The 15,742-nt window shown below is 54.8% G+C and carries 15 protein-coding genes and 1 other annotated feature; of the genes, 4 read left to right on the forward strand and 11 right to left on the reverse strand.

Annotated elements, in window-relative coordinates; all coding sequences use genetic code 11:
- Position 1: 1 nt before the first annotated feature.
- The 4 genes from thrA to yjjY form a co-directional block, all read right to left on the reverse strand.
- On the reverse strand, positions 2-2,464 hold the full coding sequence (gene thrA / locus ABLV75_RS16905) for a bifunctional aspartate kinase/homoserine dehydrogenase I (protein ID WP_004108422.1): 2,463 nt from the start codon (positions 2,462-2,464) through the stop codon (positions 2-4).
- 25 nt (positions 2,465-2,489) lie between these two features.
- Positions 2,490-2,607: a sequence feature (Thr leader region), on the reverse strand.
- A complete protein-coding gene (gene thrL, locus ABLV75_RS16910; RefSeq protein WP_004222578.1) occupies positions 2,546-2,614 on the reverse strand; it encodes a thr operon leader peptide in 69 nt (22 codons plus the stop codon). It overlaps the preceding feature by 62 nt.
- 212 nt (positions 2,615-2,826) lie before the next feature.
- The gene (locus tag ABLV75_RS16915; RefSeq protein WP_004108423.1) at positions 2,827-3,513 is read right to left on the reverse strand and encodes a tRNA/rRNA methyltransferase; all 687 of its coding nucleotides are present in this window, start codon (positions 3,511-3,513) and stop codon (positions 2,827-2,829) included.
- Between the two features lie 398 nt (positions 3,514-3,911).
- Positions 3,912-4,052: a protein YjjY gene (yjjY, locus tag ABLV75_RS16920; protein WP_001541509.1), complete on the reverse strand. Its 141-nt coding sequence runs from the start codon at positions 4,050-4,052 to the stop codon at positions 3,912-3,914.
- A 95-nt stretch (positions 4,053-4,147) separates the two neighbouring features.
- On the opposite strand from yjjY, the gene arcA reads away from it, so the two are divergent.
- Positions 4,148-4,864 carry a two-component system response regulator ArcA gene (gene arcA, locus ABLV75_RS16925; protein WP_002887843.1) on the forward strand — a complete coding sequence of 239 codons (717 nt, stop codon included), beginning with the start codon at positions 4,148-4,150 and terminating at the stop codon, positions 4,862-4,864.
- Positions 4,865-4,917: 53 nt separating this feature from the next.
- Here arcA and creD read toward each other — a convergent pair whose 3' ends face one another.
- From creD to creA, 4 genes are read right to left on the reverse strand one after another with little or no spacing between them, the layout of a single operon-like run.
- On the reverse strand, positions 4,918-6,288 hold the full coding sequence (creD, locus tag ABLV75_RS16930; RefSeq protein ID WP_004108425.1) for a cell envelope integrity protein CreD: 1,371 nt from the start codon (positions 6,286-6,288) through the stop codon (positions 4,918-4,920).
- A gap of 57 nt (positions 6,289-6,345) precedes the next feature.
- Positions 6,346-7,770 (reverse strand): two-component system sensor histidine kinase CreC, encoded by a 1,425-nt coding sequence (gene creC, locus ABLV75_RS16935; protein ID WP_004108427.1) that lies wholly within the window; start codon positions 7,768-7,770, stop codon positions 6,346-6,348.
- A 2-nt stretch (positions 7,771-7,772) separates the two neighbouring features.
- Positions 7,773-8,459, reverse strand: coding sequence for a two-component system response regulator CreB (gene creB, locus ABLV75_RS16940; RefSeq protein ID WP_004108429.1), 687 nt, complete (start codon positions 8,457-8,459; stop codon positions 7,773-7,775).
- A 12-nt stretch (positions 8,460-8,471) separates the two neighbouring features.
- Positions 8,472-8,945 (reverse strand): protein CreA, encoded by a 474-nt coding sequence (gene creA, locus ABLV75_RS16945; RefSeq protein ID WP_004108431.1) that lies wholly within the window; start codon positions 8,943-8,945, stop codon positions 8,472-8,474.
- A 209-nt stretch (positions 8,946-9,154) separates the two neighbouring features.
- Here creA and robA point away from each other — a divergent pair, with 209 nt between their 5' ends.
- A complete protein-coding gene (gene robA, locus ABLV75_RS16950; protein ID WP_004108433.1) occupies positions 9,155-10,024 on the forward strand; it encodes an MDR efflux pump AcrAB transcriptional activator RobA in 870 nt (289 codons plus the stop codon).
- Here the strand turns inward: robA and gpmB are convergent.
- Positions 10,021-10,668 (reverse strand): 2,3-diphosphoglycerate-dependent phosphoglycerate mutase GpmB, encoded by a 648-nt coding sequence (gene gpmB, locus ABLV75_RS16955; protein WP_004108435.1) that lies wholly within the window; start codon positions 10,666-10,668, stop codon positions 10,021-10,023. The genes robA and gpmB overlap by 4 nt on opposite strands.
- Before the next feature lie 114 nt (positions 10,669-10,782).
- Between gpmB and yjjX the strand changes: the two genes are divergently transcribed.
- On the forward strand, positions 10,783-11,304 hold the full coding sequence (gene yjjX, locus ABLV75_RS16960; RefSeq protein WP_004108437.1) for an inosine/xanthosine triphosphatase: 522 nt from the start codon (positions 10,783-10,785) through the stop codon (positions 11,302-11,304).
- Here yjjX and trpR read toward each other — a convergent pair.
- Positions 11,285-11,617, reverse strand: coding sequence for a trp operon repressor (gene trpR / locus ABLV75_RS16965; protein ID WP_004108439.1), 333 nt, complete (start codon positions 11,615-11,617; stop codon positions 11,285-11,287). The two genes, yjjX and trpR, sit on opposite strands and share 20 nt — an antisense overlap.
- A gap of 117 nt (positions 11,618-11,734) precedes the next feature.
- Positions 11,735-13,672, reverse strand: a complete 1,938-nt coding sequence (gene sltY / locus ABLV75_RS16970) for a murein transglycosylase (protein WP_004108446.1) — start codon at positions 13,670-13,672, stop codon at positions 11,735-11,737.
- A gap of 223 nt (positions 13,673-13,895) precedes the next feature.
- On the opposite strand from sltY, the gene ettA reads away from it, so the two are divergent.
- On the forward strand, positions 13,896-15,563 hold the full coding sequence (gene ettA, locus ABLV75_RS16975; RefSeq protein ID WP_004108448.1) for an energy-dependent translational throttle protein EttA: 1,668 nt from the start codon (positions 13,896-13,898) through the stop codon (positions 15,561-15,563).
- Positions 15,564-15,742: the final 179 nt, after the last annotated feature.

Raw genomic sequence — 15,742 nt, forward strand, 5'->3', positions numbered from 1 at the left:
CTTAAACTCCTAACTTCCATGACAGGGTACGCAGCAGGTCGGCAAAAACGCCAGCCGCGGTGACATCATTCCCCGCGCCATAACCGCGCAGCACCAGCGGCAGTGGCTGATAATAGTGGCTGTAAAACGCCAGCGCATTCTCGCCGTTTTTCACTTTAAACAGCGGATCGTTGCCGTCTACCGCGGCAATTTTCACGCGGCAGGTGCCATCCTCTTCGATATTGCCAACATAACGCAAGACTTTACCTTCATCGCGCGCTTTAGCGACCCGTGAAGCAAACTCATCATCCAGTGACGGCAGACACGCCATAAAGCTGTCAACATCGCCGCTGGCATCAAAATCCGCCGGCAGCGCCGGCTCTACGATAATGTCAGACAGCTCCAGCTCTCGCCCGGTTTCACGAGCCAGAATCAGCAGCTTACGCGCGACATCAACGCCAGAAAGATCGTCGCGCGGATCCGGTTCGGTATAGCCCATCTCACGCGCCAGCTTCGTCGCGGCAGAGAAGCTTACGCCCTCATCCAGCTTGCCGAAGATAAATGACAGCGAGCCGGACAGAATACCGGAGAAGTGCAGCAGTTCATCACCGGCATTCAGCAAATTTTGCAGGTTTTCGATTACCGGCAGCCCCGCGCCGACGTTGGTGTCGTAGAGAAACTTGCGTCGTGAGCTGCTCGCGGCATGACGCAGCTGATGATAGTAATCCAGCGATGAGGTATTGGCCTTTTTGTTCGGCGTCACCACGTGGAAGCCTTCGCGCAGGAAATCGGCATACTGATCGGCCACCGCCTGGCTGGAGGTACAGTCGACAATCACCGGGTTCAGCAGATGGTACTCTTTCACCAGACGAATGAGTCGTCCCAGGTTGAACGCCTCTTTGGCTTCCGCCAGCTCATCGCGCCAGTGTTCCAGGTTCAGACCGTGTACGTTGGTCAGTAAAGCGCGAGAGTTGGCTACCCCGCAAACGCGCAGGTCAATATGTTTACTCTTCAACCAGCCCTGCTGGCGCTTAATCTGTTCGATCAACGCGCCGCCGACGCCGCCGATGCCAATCACAAACACTTCTATCACCTGATCGGTATTGAACAGCATCTGGTGCGTCACGCGAACGCCGGTAGTCGCATCATCGTTGCTGACGACAACGGAGATGGAGCGCTCGGAAGAGCCCTGTGCAATCGCCACAATGTTGATATTGGCGCGCGCCAGCGCAGCGAAGAATTTGGCGGAAATCCCGCGTAGCGTCCGCATGCCATCGCCGACAACCGAAATAATTGCCAGGCGTTCCATGATCGACAGCGGCTCAAGCAGCCCCTCTTTCAGCTCCAGATAAAATTCATCTTCCATTACCCGCTTCGCCCGAGCGCAGTCGCTCTGCGGCACGCAGAAGCTGATGCTGTATTCGGATGAGGATTGGGTGATAAGTACGACGGAAATTCCCGCGCGGGACATAGTGGCGAACACGCGCGCCGCCATGCCAACCATCCCCTTCATCCCCGGACCGGAGACGTTGAACATCGCCATGTTGTTGAGATTAGAGATACCTTTCACCGGCAGATCGTCTTCATCGCTGCTGCCGCCGATAAGGGTACCCGGCGCCTGCGGATTACCGGTATTTTTGATTAAACAGGGGATCTGGAACTGGGCGATGGGGGCGATAGTACGCGGGTGCAAAACTTTAGCACCGAAGTAGGAAAGCTCCATCGCTTCCTGATAGGACATCGACTTCAACAGACGCGCATCCGGGACCTGACGCGGGTCGCAGGTATAAACGCCGTCAACGTCGGTCCAGATCTCACAACAGTCGGCGCGCAGGCAGGCTGCCAGTACCGCTGCGGAGTAGTCAGAGCCGTTACGACCCAGCACCACCAGCTCACCCTTTTCGTTACCTGCGGTAAAGCCCGCCATCAGCACCATATGGTCAGCCGGGATCTGGCTGGCGGCAATGCGACGAGTCGACTCTGCGATATCTACGGTGGATTCAAGGTAATGGCCAACGGCAAGCAGTTTTTCAACCGGGTTAATCACCGTGACGTTATGACCGCGCGCTTCCAGCAAGCCGGCCATAATGGCGATTGAGAGCTTTTCACCCCGGCAAATAAGGGACGCGTTAACGCTATCCGGACACTGCCCAAGCAGGCTAATACCGTGCAGAACGTGTTTGATTTGCGCAAATTCCTGCTCGACAAAAACTTTCAGCTGAGCGTGTGGAAAGCCCGGCTGAGCATCGGCGAGCCCTTGCAGAAGTTCGGCGAAAATGCGTTCGGCATCAGCGATATTGGTCAACGCATCCTGCCCGCCGATCGTTTTTTCGATCATCGCAACCAGGTGGTTAGTGATCTTCGCCGGGGCAGACAGTACGGTCGCTACCTGCCCCTGCCTGGCATTACTTTCCAGAATATCGGCAACACGCAGAAAACGTTCTGCATTTGCCACTGATGTACCGCCGAACTTCAACACACGCATGGTTATGACCCCTTGATTTTTTATCGAAAAAAAAGCCCGCACTGTTCAGGTGCGGGCTTTTTTCTGTGTTTCCTGTACGCGTCAGCCCGCACCGTTACCTGTGGTAATAGTGGTGGTGATAATCGTGGTGATCATGCCGATGCGATTCATGGATGTTGTGTACTCTGTAATTTTTATCTGTCTGTGTCCTGTGCCTATATTGGTTAAAGTATCTGCCGACTTAAGTCAATGAATTTCTACTTTTAGCCGGTTTTTATGCACCTGGCCAATACGCCACAACGACCTGATACTTCATCCGTATTTACGCATTTCTGCGTTGTTTATTAGCATATAAAACCATGTGAAAAAAACATGGCAGAATTTTACTCTGGCAGGTTTTTTTCAATATCATGCAGTAAACGATGCAGCATGGCGGTGTCTCGCTGCTGCAGAAGACCTATTCGCTGCTGAAGCCAGTCGGTCAATTTTATATCGTCGCCGACGCCGAGGCGATTGAGCAGATCGAGCGTGCGTAGACGTAACGCCTGCAGCTGATTGTCATCGACGCCTGGGGCTACGGTCGTGGTTTTTTGCAGCAAAGAGGTCAGCTGATAGCAATATACCATCACCGACTGCCCCAGATTCAGCGAAGGATAGTCTGCCGCCATCGGCACGCCGGTCAGCACATCGGCAAGCGCCAGCTCTTCATTGGTCAGACCGGAATCTTCACGGCCAAATACCAGCGCGGCATGATTCATCCACTGCGCTTTCTCTTCCAGTAGCGGTAAAAGCTGCTGCGGCGTCGCGTAGTAGTGAAAACGAGCCCGGCTGCGGGCCGTCGTGGCGACGGTAAAATCGACATCGTGGAGCGCCTGCTCCAGAGTGGCATAAGTCTGAATATTATCGAGAATATCGCCGGAGCCGTGCGCGACCCAGCGCGCGGCAGGCTGCAAATGAGCCTCGCTATCGACGATCCTCATATCGCTAAACCCCATAGTTTTCATTGCCCTGGCTGCCGCACCCACGTTTTCTGCCCGCGCCGGGGACACTAATACTATTGATAAACGCATTCGTTCTCTCTTTTGCTTTTCCAGGCGTGGAAATGACAATTCACCCCTTCATTTTACGCGCCGTAAATTTACAAATTTGCAACAAAAATCACTAAATTTGAGCTTTATCACCCATAAAAAAAACTAAACTATTCCCAAGGCACCATGACACAGAGTATGTTAACAGAACAGCTTTATCCGTATGTTTGGCAATGAGATTTATGCCCGAATACGTTTTGAAGCTTTGGATTCACCACGTTTATTATTTTCTCATTGCAACTAATTGAGCAGGGTATGAATTGTGAGTGTGAATCCGGTTTAGATGCAATGATTTCACATGACTGTTAACGTGCTACAATTGAACTTGATATATGTCAACGAAGCGTAGTTTTATTGGGTGTCATGCCTCACTTAGCCTGTTATGTTGCTGTTAAAATGGTTAGGATGACAGCCGTTTTTGACACCGTCGGGTCCAGAGGGAAAGTACCCACGACCAAGCTAATGATGTTGTTGACGTTGATGGAAAGTGCATCAAGAACGCAATTACGTACTTTAGTCATGTTACGCCGGGCATGTTAATTTGCGACATGCACCAGGCAGGTCAGGGACTTTGGTACTTCCTGTTTCGATTTAGTTGGCAATTTAGGTAGCAAACATGCAGACCCCGCACATTCTTATCGTTGAAGACGAGTTGGTAACACGCAACACGTTAAAAAGTATTTTCGAAGCAGAAGGTTATGATGTATTCGAAGCGACCGATGGCGCGGAAATGCATCAGATCCTGTCTGAAAATGATATCAACCTGGTGATCATGGATATCAACCTGCCAGGCAAAAATGGTCTCCTGTTAGCACGCGAGCTGCGTGAGCAGGCGGACGTCGCGCTGATGTTCCTCACCGGTCGCGATAACGAAGTGGATAAAATCCTTGGCCTCGAAATCGGCGCCGATGACTATATCACTAAACCGTTCAACCCGCGTGAACTGACGATCCGCGCTCGCAACCTCCTCTCCCGTACCATGAACCTGGGTACCGTGAGCGAAGAACGCCGCAGCGTGGAAAGCTATAAGTTCAACGGCTGGGAGCTGGATATCAATAGCCGTTCGCTGGTAAGCCCAAATGGTGAGCAGTATAAGCTGCCGCGCAGTGAATTCCGCGCCATGCTGCACTTCTGCGAAAATCCGGGCAAAATCCAGTCGCGTGCAGAACTGCTGAAGAAAATGACCGGCCGTGAGCTGAAGCCGCACGACCGTACCGTGGACGTGACCATCCGTCGCATTCGTAAGCATTTTGAGTCCACTCCGGACACCCCGGAAATTATCGCCACCATTCATGGCGAGGGGTACCGCTTCTGTGGCGACCTGCAGGAATAACTCCGTTTTTCTTGCTGTCATAACGTAAAAACGGCGCTATTCGCGCCGTTTTTTTATTTCCAGATCCTGAGCTTATCGTCATCATCGCCAACATCATCGCCAACGCATGGCTGATTATCTTTGGCTTTCGGCAGAGATAACGCGTACCAGTCAACATGGCGAGTCAGGAACATAAGCGCACTTAACGCCAGCAGCAGCACACCGGTACCCAGCAATAATGCGCTATCTTCCGAACGCAGCAGCAGCCACATAATGCCATCCAGCAGCAGTAGCGCACAGACGAACAGGAAGCTATTCCGCCACCCTTTCAGCACCGCCTGAAGATACACGCCATTGATGAGCGCGCCGATCAAACTGGCGGCAATCCATGATGACGTAAAGCCGATATGTTCGGACAGCGCCAGCAGCACCAGATAGAACATAACCAGCGACAGCCCCACCAGCATATACTGCATGGGGTGCATACGATAAAGGGTTAAACTTTCAAACACAAAGAACGCCATAAATGTCAGTGCTATCAATAGAATGGCATATTTTGTCGCCCTGTCGGTCAGCTGATATTGATCGGCAGGCGTGGTGACATTCACGTTGAATGCAGGTAGCTGACGCCACTCAATTTCCCGGTCATCGACAAAAAACCTGGCCATATTGTTGGCAAACCAGGTGCTTTGCCACTGTGCGCTATAGCCTGTTGGGCTAACCTCACGCTTGCCGGGTAAAAAATCGCCAAGGAATCCCGGATGCGGCCAGTTGCTGGTTAGCTGTAGCGTGCTGTTGCGCCCAAGCGGTACCACCGAGAAGCTGCCGCTACCATTCAGATTAAGTGTGAATTCAATATCCAGCGCTTTTTGTTCAGGTAACAACAGCGGCATTGGCATATGAATGCCCTCTCCGCTCTCGCCAGTGCCGGGCCCTGGCTCAACGGACAGCGTCTCGCCGTTGACCTCAGGAGCCTTAATCTCGCCAATCCCGCGCGCATCGCTAACGCTAACGACCAGAAATGGCCTCCCCAGCGCAATCGTACTTTTCCTGAGCGCCGTGATTCGTGCCGGGTCAAAATGCGCCTTGATGCTGAGATTATTGTGCCAGATTTGCCCTTCATAGATACCGACCCGCCGGGATTCAACGTCCTGATTACCGTTAACCGCCAGCGTCTCCGGCAGCCAGTAATGCACCCATTGGTTCTGATATTCGACCGTTTTTTTGCCCTCAACCCGAGTCAACGTCTCGGTTACGGGAATGGCGATGAGCGGCCCGGCCAGCTTCTGCGCCCCGCTGGTGCTGCTCTCCAGAGCCTCAATGACGTCGCTACGATAATCCGCGCGTTCGTCGATCAGCTGTCTGACAATCATCAGCGGGATCGACAACAGTAAAATACATCCCAGCAGGGTGCTCATTTTCCAGAATAGTGGTGATTTCAACATAGCCCTCTCCTTAGTGATGCGCTCACCTTAATGAGGCTATGTGGGGAGAGTTTGAAGCTATGTGAAGTGAGCGTGAAGTCTCAGCAAAGCGCACGCCCCGCCTTCAGGGCGATTAATCAGCTGAATATCCCCCTGATGCAGGCGCGCAACCTCACGCACAAATGCCAGCCCCAGGCCGCTGCTTTTATGTCCATCGTCGCGCGGCAGTGAGTAGAAACGCTCAAAAATACGCCCCAGCGCATAGTCTGGAATACCGCTTCCCGTATCGCTTACGGTCAAGAGTACGCCGCCATCGTTTTCTTCCGCGCCAAGCAGGATCTCTCCTTCCACAGGAGTGAAATCGATAGCGTTATCAAGGAGATTGCCCAACGCCTGCGCCAAAAGTTCGCGATCGCCCTCAACCGTCAGGGTTGTCTCCTGCCAGCGTAGCCTGAGGTTTTTCGCCGCCAGCGCGATCTCTCGCTCCTCGGCAAGGCGGCGAAAAAGCGCCGCTACAGAGACGGGACGCCTGGCGATCTCCAGCCGATTCTCCAGTCGGGCCTGCTGGAGTAAATTTTCTACTAGCGACTGCATACGCGCATTCTGCGCCAGGATATTACGGGTAAAACGCGCGGCGATCTCAGGCGGAGGCGCTTCCTGGAGAATTTCTGCCGCGCCGCGAATCGCCGCCAGCGGGCTCTTCAGCTCATGGGTCAAGGCATACACGTAGTTTTCAATGGCGTTTTTTCCTTCCAGCTTAAGGCGCATACTCTCCAGCGCCTGCGCCAGCCTACGCAGTTCGCTGCCGCCGACATCCGGCAACGGAACCGGGCGGTCGGCGGTCACGGAGTCCGCGTAACGAACCAGCTTGCCGATGGAGAAATTAATCCACCACACCATCCCGGCGCCGATCAGTAGCGCGATACCCAGCAGCGCGCCTCCGGCCCACAGAATACGGCGCTCGCTGCGTTTGATTACCGGCGCCATGGCCAGATTGGGTTTTCCAACGCTCAGCACGCCAATGATCCGGCCATTGTCGCTCACCGGCGCGGCAATATACATCACCGAGCTGTCGTCGTCGTTCGGGTCGCTGCGGGTACTGCGCGCCCCGTATTGACCGCGTAAAGTGAGCCAGACATCGTTCCAGCGCGAATAGTCCTGTCCCACCGCTTTGCCCGCCGAATCAAATACCACTTTGCCCTGCACGTCAGTCAGATAGATATGATATTCGTTACGCACTTTATTAATGCCGGCGATATTGGCGTTAATCGGTTGTCGATGAAGCGACTGGAAAGCCTGGGCCAGCCGCCCATGCTGGGGATCGGCGGAGAGTAAATCCTCGCGGGCCAACTCGGCAAGCAAGGTGGCCGTATCAATCAGCGTACCTTCCGTTGCCCGCCGCACCCCGGGCTTAATCTCCTGGACAAAGATGGAAAGCACAAACCAGGCCGCGATAGCGACAATCAAAAAATAGCCCAGCAGCAGCCGCATTCCGATGCGCATCACTAACCTCCAAGGCTGTATCCCATGCCGCGATGCGTACTAATAGGGGAGATATTGGGGTTAACTTCTCGCAGCTTCGCGCGCAGCGTTTTGATATGGGTATCCACGGTGCGATCGAAGCTCTCGTTCGCGTCGCCCCAAACTTGCTCCATCAGCAGCTGGCGAGAAAAAATGCGGCCGGGAGAGTGAAGCAGCGTTTTTAATAATAAAAACTCATAGCGGGTCAGATTCAGGGGCTGTCCGCACCACGTAACCTGAGCTGCAGCGTCATGCAGAGTAAATTCCCCTACCCGTAGCAGCGGTGAAGGCGCGGCAAATTTTTGCAGCCGCCGCAGGACGGTGCGCACCCTGGCGCACACTTCACGAGGGGAAAAGGGCTTGGCGATATAATCATCGGCGCCGATTTCCAGGCCAAGCAGCTTATCCACCTCTTCGCTGCGGGCCGTCAGAAACAACACCGGCAACGCCGGATAGCGGGCCAGCAGACGACGGCATAGCTCAAAACCGCTGATATCCGGCAGCCCGACGTCGAGGATCGCCAGGTCGGGTATTTGATGATGGGCGGCATCCAGAGCGGGTAGCCCGCGCTCAAACGCCGTAACGATAAATCCTTCCTGTTGCAGCATGTAGACAAGCGTATCGGCAATGCTGAGCTCATCTTCCACCAACCAGATCCGCGGTTGTTGCATCGGCGTTCCCTGTTATTTATTCCATGGCATAATCGGCACGGCGCTAAGCGCATTCTTCGGCGAGCCATCAACGATTTTATCTGAATAAGTCAGATAGACCAGCGCATTGCGTTTCGCATCATAAAAACGCACGACCTGCAGCTTTTTAAAAACCAGCGAGGTGCGTTTCTGGAATACCACATCGCCCTGCTTTTTCCCGTTTTTAATTTTATCCGTCAGCTCAATGGGCCCCACCTGCTGACAGGAAATTGCGGCATCAGAGGTATCTTCCGCCAGGCCTAACCCGCCTTTAATTCCGCCGGTTTTCGCGCGACTGATGTAGCACGTCACGTTCTGGACATCCGGATCGTCAAAGGCCTCCACGACGATTTTATGATCCGGACCAAGAAACTTAAATACCGTATCCACGGAGCCGATTTGCTCCGCCTGGGCCACCTGACTGCCGGCCAGTAAAAACATTCCTGCAACTAACTTCTTGTATTTCATATTGTTACCATTCTTAAAAATTTAGCTGAGTGATTATCACTCATTATGAAGAAAAGTTTTATAGATCACAGCTTTACAAAATTACCACCGATACTTGTGGAATAATCGCATTTAAAAGCAAAAAAAACACTGAATGCTAAAACATCAAAAAATGCTATTATCCGCTACCTTTAGTATCAGGCACCTGAGTTTAAGGATGGGGATATTTTATGGATCAAGCAGGGATTATTCGCGATCTCCTTAGCTGGCTGGAAGGTCACCTGGATCAGCCACTCTCACTGGACAATGTGGCAGCGAAGGCAGGTTATTCCAAGTGGCATCTGCAAAGAATGTTCAAGGACGTCACCGGCCACGCCATCGGTGCCTATATTCGCGCCCGTCGCTTATCTAAGTCAGCGGTTGCCCTGCGCCTGACCGCACGTCCGATTCTCGATATCGCGCTGCAGTATCGTTTTGATTCGCAGCAGACGTTTACGCGTGCTTTCAAAAAGCAGTTTTCGCTGACGCCAGCCCTCTATCGACGCTCTCCAGACTGGAGTTCTTACGGTATGCGCCCTCCACTGCGTCTGGGCGAATTCACCATGCCGCAATATGAATTCGTCACGCTGAACACCACTCAGTTGGTTGGCGTCACTCAGAGCTATACCTGTAAGTTGGAAGAGATCTCCGATTTCCGTAATCAGATGCGCGTTCAGTTCTGGCGTGAATTCCTCGCCAATACGCCGTCAATTCCTCCGACGCTGTACGGCCTGCACGAACCGCGCCCCAGCATGGATAAAGACGATGAGCAGGAGGTGTTCTACACCACCGCGCTGACGCCGGAGCTGGCTAACGGTCACCTGCACAACGCCCATCCGGTGACGCTGGAAGGCGGCGAGTACGTGATGTTTACCTACGAAGGATTGGGTACCGGGTTACAGGAATTTATTCTGACGGTTTACGGCACCTGCATGCCGATGCTCAACCTCACCCGCCGTAAAGGTCTGGATATCGAACGTTTCTTTCCGGAAGATGAAAGCCGGAATCAGGAACCGCCCATTCAGCTACGCTGCGAATACCTGATCCCGATTCGTCGTTAACGCTGTAGTTCATCCATCGCGGGGGCATCAAGATGCGAAACATCCCCCGCGGTTTCCACTACCCATCCTGACGCCAGCCAGGGGCTCTGCTGATAGTCAACGCGGGAAATGGAGCAGTTGCGCAGACGCAGACGTCGCTCCGCGTATGCCGGCAAACCAAGAATCGTACTCACCAGACATCCCAGCGCCATGCCGTGGCTCACCAACAGCGGCCGGCTGCCTGCGGGCAGTTCCAGGCAAGATGCCAGCGCCGCATGCATACGCTCGCTCAGCTCCTGCATCGATTCCCCCTGCGGGATACGCCCATCGGGCGTGCCGTTGACCAGCTGGCGACGCCAGCCCTCTTCTTCTTCGCTTAGCGAGTCAATATGGCGCTTTTCCAGCACGCCCATATCCAGCTCACGCAAGCGTGAATCGGTTATGACGCTGCATCCGCAGGCTTCAGCGATGATTTCTGCGGTACGCCGCGTCCGACCTAAGTCGCTGGCAATTATATGCGTAATCCCCAGCGTTCTGGCGCGCTCGCCTACCTGCCAGGCCTGACGCTCACCGTGGGCGGTAAGCGGACTGTCGGACTGGCCCTGAATACGTCGCTCGGCGTTCCACTGCGTTTCACCGTGGCGAACAAGGTATACCTGTAACATGCTTTATTATCCGTTATGAGCTCTTAACCCTCTCGCTTCAAGCATAGCCGCCTGCAACAAGAAGGGTTTGGAGTATACTGCAATGATGTTAAGTCATTCTGAGTTATTTTGATTATGCACCATGTTGTCTCAGCTACCACTAATCCCGCCAAAATTCAGGCAATTCTGCAGGCTTTCAACGAGATCTTCGGCGAAGGATCCTGCCACATTGAGTCCGTCTCCGTCGAGAGCGGCGTGCCGGAACAGCCTTTTGGCAGCGACGAAACGCGCGCTGGCGCACGAAATCGCGTGGCTAACGCGCGTCTTGCGCAGCCAACTGCGGACTTCTGGGTCGCCATTGAAGCCGGAATCGACGAGGGCAGCACTTTTAGCTGGGTGATCATCGATAACGGTAGCCTGCGCGGCGAAGCGCGCTCGGCAACCCTACCGCTGCCGCAGGTCATTCTTGAAAAAGTTCAGGCAGGGGAAGCGCTGGGTCCAGTGATGTCTCAGCATACCGGCATCGATGAAATTGGCCGTAAAGAGGGCGCAATTGGCGTATTTACGGCCGGAAAACTGACCCGCAGCAGCGTTTATCATCAGGCCGTCGTGCTGGCGCTAAGTCCGTTTCATAACGCTATTTATCGCCAGCGTTAAACAACGACTGCTCCAGCCATAAACGCAGCTCCGGCGGCGCTGACTTGAGGCTGTTCGAACCGCGGGTGATGGTCGCGATGCCGGCGCCGAGTTCATTTTTTAGCTCGCGCTGGCTCATCTCACCGCGCAGCAGCTCTTCAATAATACGTACCCGCGTACCCAGCGCCTCGCGCTCGTCGGGGGTCAGCATAAGCTGTAAAAGCGGCAGATGAAGATCGTCGGCGTACGCCTGCTGTAAGAGCGCGACAAAACGCAGCCACTCCTGATGACGCTGTTCGGCTACCGCTGCTGAATAGGGGGATTGTTGGGTCATGTTACGCCACCTGTCGGATGTACTCACTAACGAGTACAAAGCATAACATACTTCTGTCCGGACTCTACGGATTTCGGGCAACATCGCCTTTTGCTATGTTGCCCGAAAACGACAGCGCTAGTAGCGCAGCTTCCACTCCGCATCGCTCAGCAGAGCATCTTTCTGGCCCATAAAATAGCGATAGTAGGCATCATAGGACAAAACGTTTTTGACGTAGCCGCGCGTTTCAGAGAACGGAATGCTCTCGACGAACGCCACCGCGTCAATACGGCCGCCGCTGTTGCCCCGCCACGTGCGCACCCGCCCTGGCCCGGCGTTATAGGCCGCTGAGGCGAAGATACGGTTATTGCCAAACTGCTGATAAACATACTGCAGATAGCTGGTACCAATGTTGATGTTCATTTCCGGATCCAGCAGCTGCGATGGACCGCTATAGCCAGGGATACTGAACATGCTCACCGTATGCGTCGCCGTACCCGGCATAATCTGCATCAGACCGCGGGCACCTACCGGTGAACCGGCTTTCGGGTTCCAGGCGCTCTCCTGACGCGCAATGGCCATCGCGTAGCTTTGCGGAATATCTTTCCCGCTGATGTAGCGTTTGAAAAGATCGTTATAGGCCAGCGGGAAACGCTCTTCCAGTTGATCCCACAGTTTCCCGGCGATCGTGGCCTGAACGCTGAGATCCCACCAGTTCTGATTAAACGCGTAACGCGCCAGCTGTGCCTGCTGATCTTTGGTCTTGCTGGTGACCAGATTGGCCCACTCGCTGCGGGCGGTATTGTCCATATTCCAGTACATGAGCTCGCGGACTCGCGCCATTTCCGGCCCGGAGGTCAGCGCCGGATCGAGATTAGCGGGAGCTTTATCAATACGGAAAGTGTACTCCTCGCCCAGGCGCTGGGCTGCGACCATCGGGTAGAAACCGCGCTGCTGCATCAGCGAGCGCAGAATATCTTTCGCTTCATCATCGCGCCCGCGCTCCAGCAGCAGATCGGCCTGCCAGTAGCGCCATTCATCCTTCTCTTTCGCTTCCATCGGCAAACGCGCCAGCCAGGTATTCAGGCCGCGACGATCGCCAAGACCAAGCGCCATACGTACCCGGCGCTCCACCAACGAAGTGGATTGGGAGCGCATGATAGCGTCGTCGCGCCAGATGGCCTGCTCTTCGGTCACGTCACTGCCCATCAGTCGCCAGGCGACGATGTCACGCAGCTCCTGGATTTGATCTTCATTAAGCTGCTGCGCCTGCGCTAATGAAGGGATCATCAGGCGCGCATTTTCCACGTCCTGCCGCGCAACGCTGGCAAAGGCGACCGCCGCCATCTGGCGGGTAAAATCCGTTGCGCCGGTTGTACGGGCAAAGGTCATAACGCTATTCGGATCGTTAGCCAGCGCGATAACCGCCGTCGCAATCGTTTGATAATCGGACGGCATCTGTTGAGCCAGAACCCTTACCAGGCTGGTATTTCCCGCCTTCATCGCCAGACGGATCCGTTCAAGATAGGCCAACGGATCCTGCTGACCTGAGGCCCGCCAGGCGCCAAATAGCCGATCGCAGGCGTTTGGCTGGCTTTTGCCGCTCAGCCACAGCGCTTTCGCCCCATCCCAGGCTTCCTGAGTCTGGCCGACGTTCCATTTCGCATAGTAGTAATTACACTGCGCTTCGGTGCCGGTCGGTTTCTCCGGGCTAAACGCCAGCAGGCCTCGCCAGTCGTCGCGACGCGCCAGTTCGTTAACAAAGCGGGATTTCAGCGATCGTGCGGGAGGCAGCGTAGGGTTAGCGGCGATAAAATTGGTGACCACCAGCGCCGGTTGGTTCATCAGATCGTCGGTTATCTGACGATACTGGAGATAAGGATAAAGCGGATAGGTCGTCAGGGTGGGCATCAGCTGATTGACGACATCCATCTGTCGGTTGTCCCATGCCTGTTTAGTTTGAGCATAGCGGCTGCGCTGTTCATCCAGTGAATCCGCATGCGCCAGTTGGCTTAACGTCAGCAGACTTACGCCGGCGGCCAGAAGACGCCACGTCACAGTTTTGGCTTTTTCCACAAGCTCTTCCTCTATTCAGGTACATCACAGCAGCATCATGCCGCGGGCAAAAATTTCAGGTATTACGTAGATATGCTAATCAGACAACGCGAATCGCGCCACGTCCCGGACATTTTTTTACTCTTTTGTGAAACCCATCGCCTCGCTGGGATTAAAGCGCGAAAAAGGCTACACTTCGCCTTTGAAAACTATCTATCATTATAAATGAGAGGCGAAGTCCAACGTGGCTCAATTCGTTTATACCATGCATCGTGTCGGCAAAGTGGTTCCGCCGAAACGTCATATTCTGAAAAATATCTCCCTGAGCTTCTTCCCTGGCGCAAAAATCGGTGTTCTCGGTCTGAACGGCGCCGGTAAGTCTACCCTGCTACGCATCATGGCCGGCATTGATACCGATATCGAAGGCGAAGCTCGTCCGCAGCCGGGCCTGAAAATCGGCTATCTGCCGCAGGAGCCGCAGCTCAATCCAGAGCAGACCGTACGTGAGTCGGTTGAAGAGGCGGTGGCCGAAGTGGTCAATGCGCTGAAAGGTCTGGACGAGGTGTACGCGAAGTACGCTGAGCCGGATGCCGACTTCGACAAGCTCGCCGCTCAGCAGGGCAAGTTTGAAGAGATTATCCAGGCGCACGACGGCCATAACCTGAACGTGCAGCTGGAGCGCGCCGCAGATGCCCTGCGTCTGCCGGACTGGGACGCGAAAATCGCCAATCTCTCCGGGGGTGAACGCCGCCGCGTCGCGCTGTGCCGTCTGCTGCTTGAAAAGCCAGACATGCTGCTGCTCGACGAACCGACTAACCACCTGGATGCGGAATCCGTAGCGTGGCTGGAACGTTTCCTTCACGACTTCGAAGGTACCGTGGTGGCGATTACCCACGACCGTTACTTCCTCGACAACGTGGCCGGCTGGATCCTTGAGCTTGACCGCGGCGAAGGTATTCCGTGGGAAGGTAACTACTCCTCCTGGCTGGAGCAGAAAGACCAGCGTCTGGCGCAGGAAGCTTCTCAGGAAGCGGCGCGTCGTAAGTCAATCGAGAAAGAGCTGGAGTGGGTCCGTCAGGGCGCGAAGGGCCGTCAGTCTAAGGGTAAGGCCCGTCTGGCGCGCTTTGAAGAGCTTAACAACGTCGAGTATCAGAAACGTAACGAAACCAACGAACTGTTTATTCCGCCAGGCCCGCGTCTGGGGGATAAAGTCGTGGAAGTCAGCAATCTGCGTAAGTCCTACGGCGACCGCGTGCTGATTGACGATCTGAGCTTCTCAGTACCGAAGGGCGCTATCGTCGGCATCATCGGTCCTAACGGCGCGGGTAAATCGACCCTGTTCCGCATGATGTCCGGTCAGGAACAGCCTGACGCCGGTTCTATCACCCTGGGTGAAACCGTCAAGCTGGCCTCCGTCGATCAGTTCCGCGACGCTATGGACAACAGCAAAACCGTGTGGGAAGAAGTTTCCGGCGGCCTGGATATCATGAAGATCGGCAACACCGAGATGCCGAGCCGCGCCTACGTGGGCCGCTTTAACTTCAAAGGCGTTGACCAGGGCAAGCGCGTTGGCGAACTGTCCGGCGGTGAGCGCGGTCGTCTGCACCTGGCGAAGCTGCTGCAGGTTGGCGGTAACGTCCTGCTGCTCGATGAACCGACCAACGACCTGGATATCGAAACCCTGCGCGCGCTGGAAAACGCCCTGCTGGAGTTCCCGGGCTGCGCGATGGTTATCTCGCACGACCGCTGGTTCCTCGACCGCATCGCGACCCACATTCTGGACTACCAGGATGAAGGTAAGGTGGAGTTCTTCGAAGGTAACTTTACCGAATACGAAGAGTATAAGAAACGCACCCTCGGCGCCGATGCGCTGGAGCCGAAGCGTATCAAGTACAAACGTATTGCGAAATAAGAGCATAAGGGCAACGCAGGTTGCCCTTTTTAGTATTTGTCTCTCCCGCCGGGAGAGTGTTGTAGCCCGGCTCAGGCATTCATGCCGCCAGCCGGGAAACCAACCGCAATACCGCTTCAGCCATTTCCCCGGCTCACGCTGCGCTTAGCCGGGCCAGGGATTCATGCGGCATCAGGCCG

Origin of the sequence: Klebsiella sp. CN_Kp066 (assembly GCF_040065135.1) — a bacterium.
Lineage (GTDB): Bacteria > Pseudomonadota > Gammaproteobacteria > Enterobacterales > Enterobacteriaceae > Klebsiella > Klebsiella oxytoca.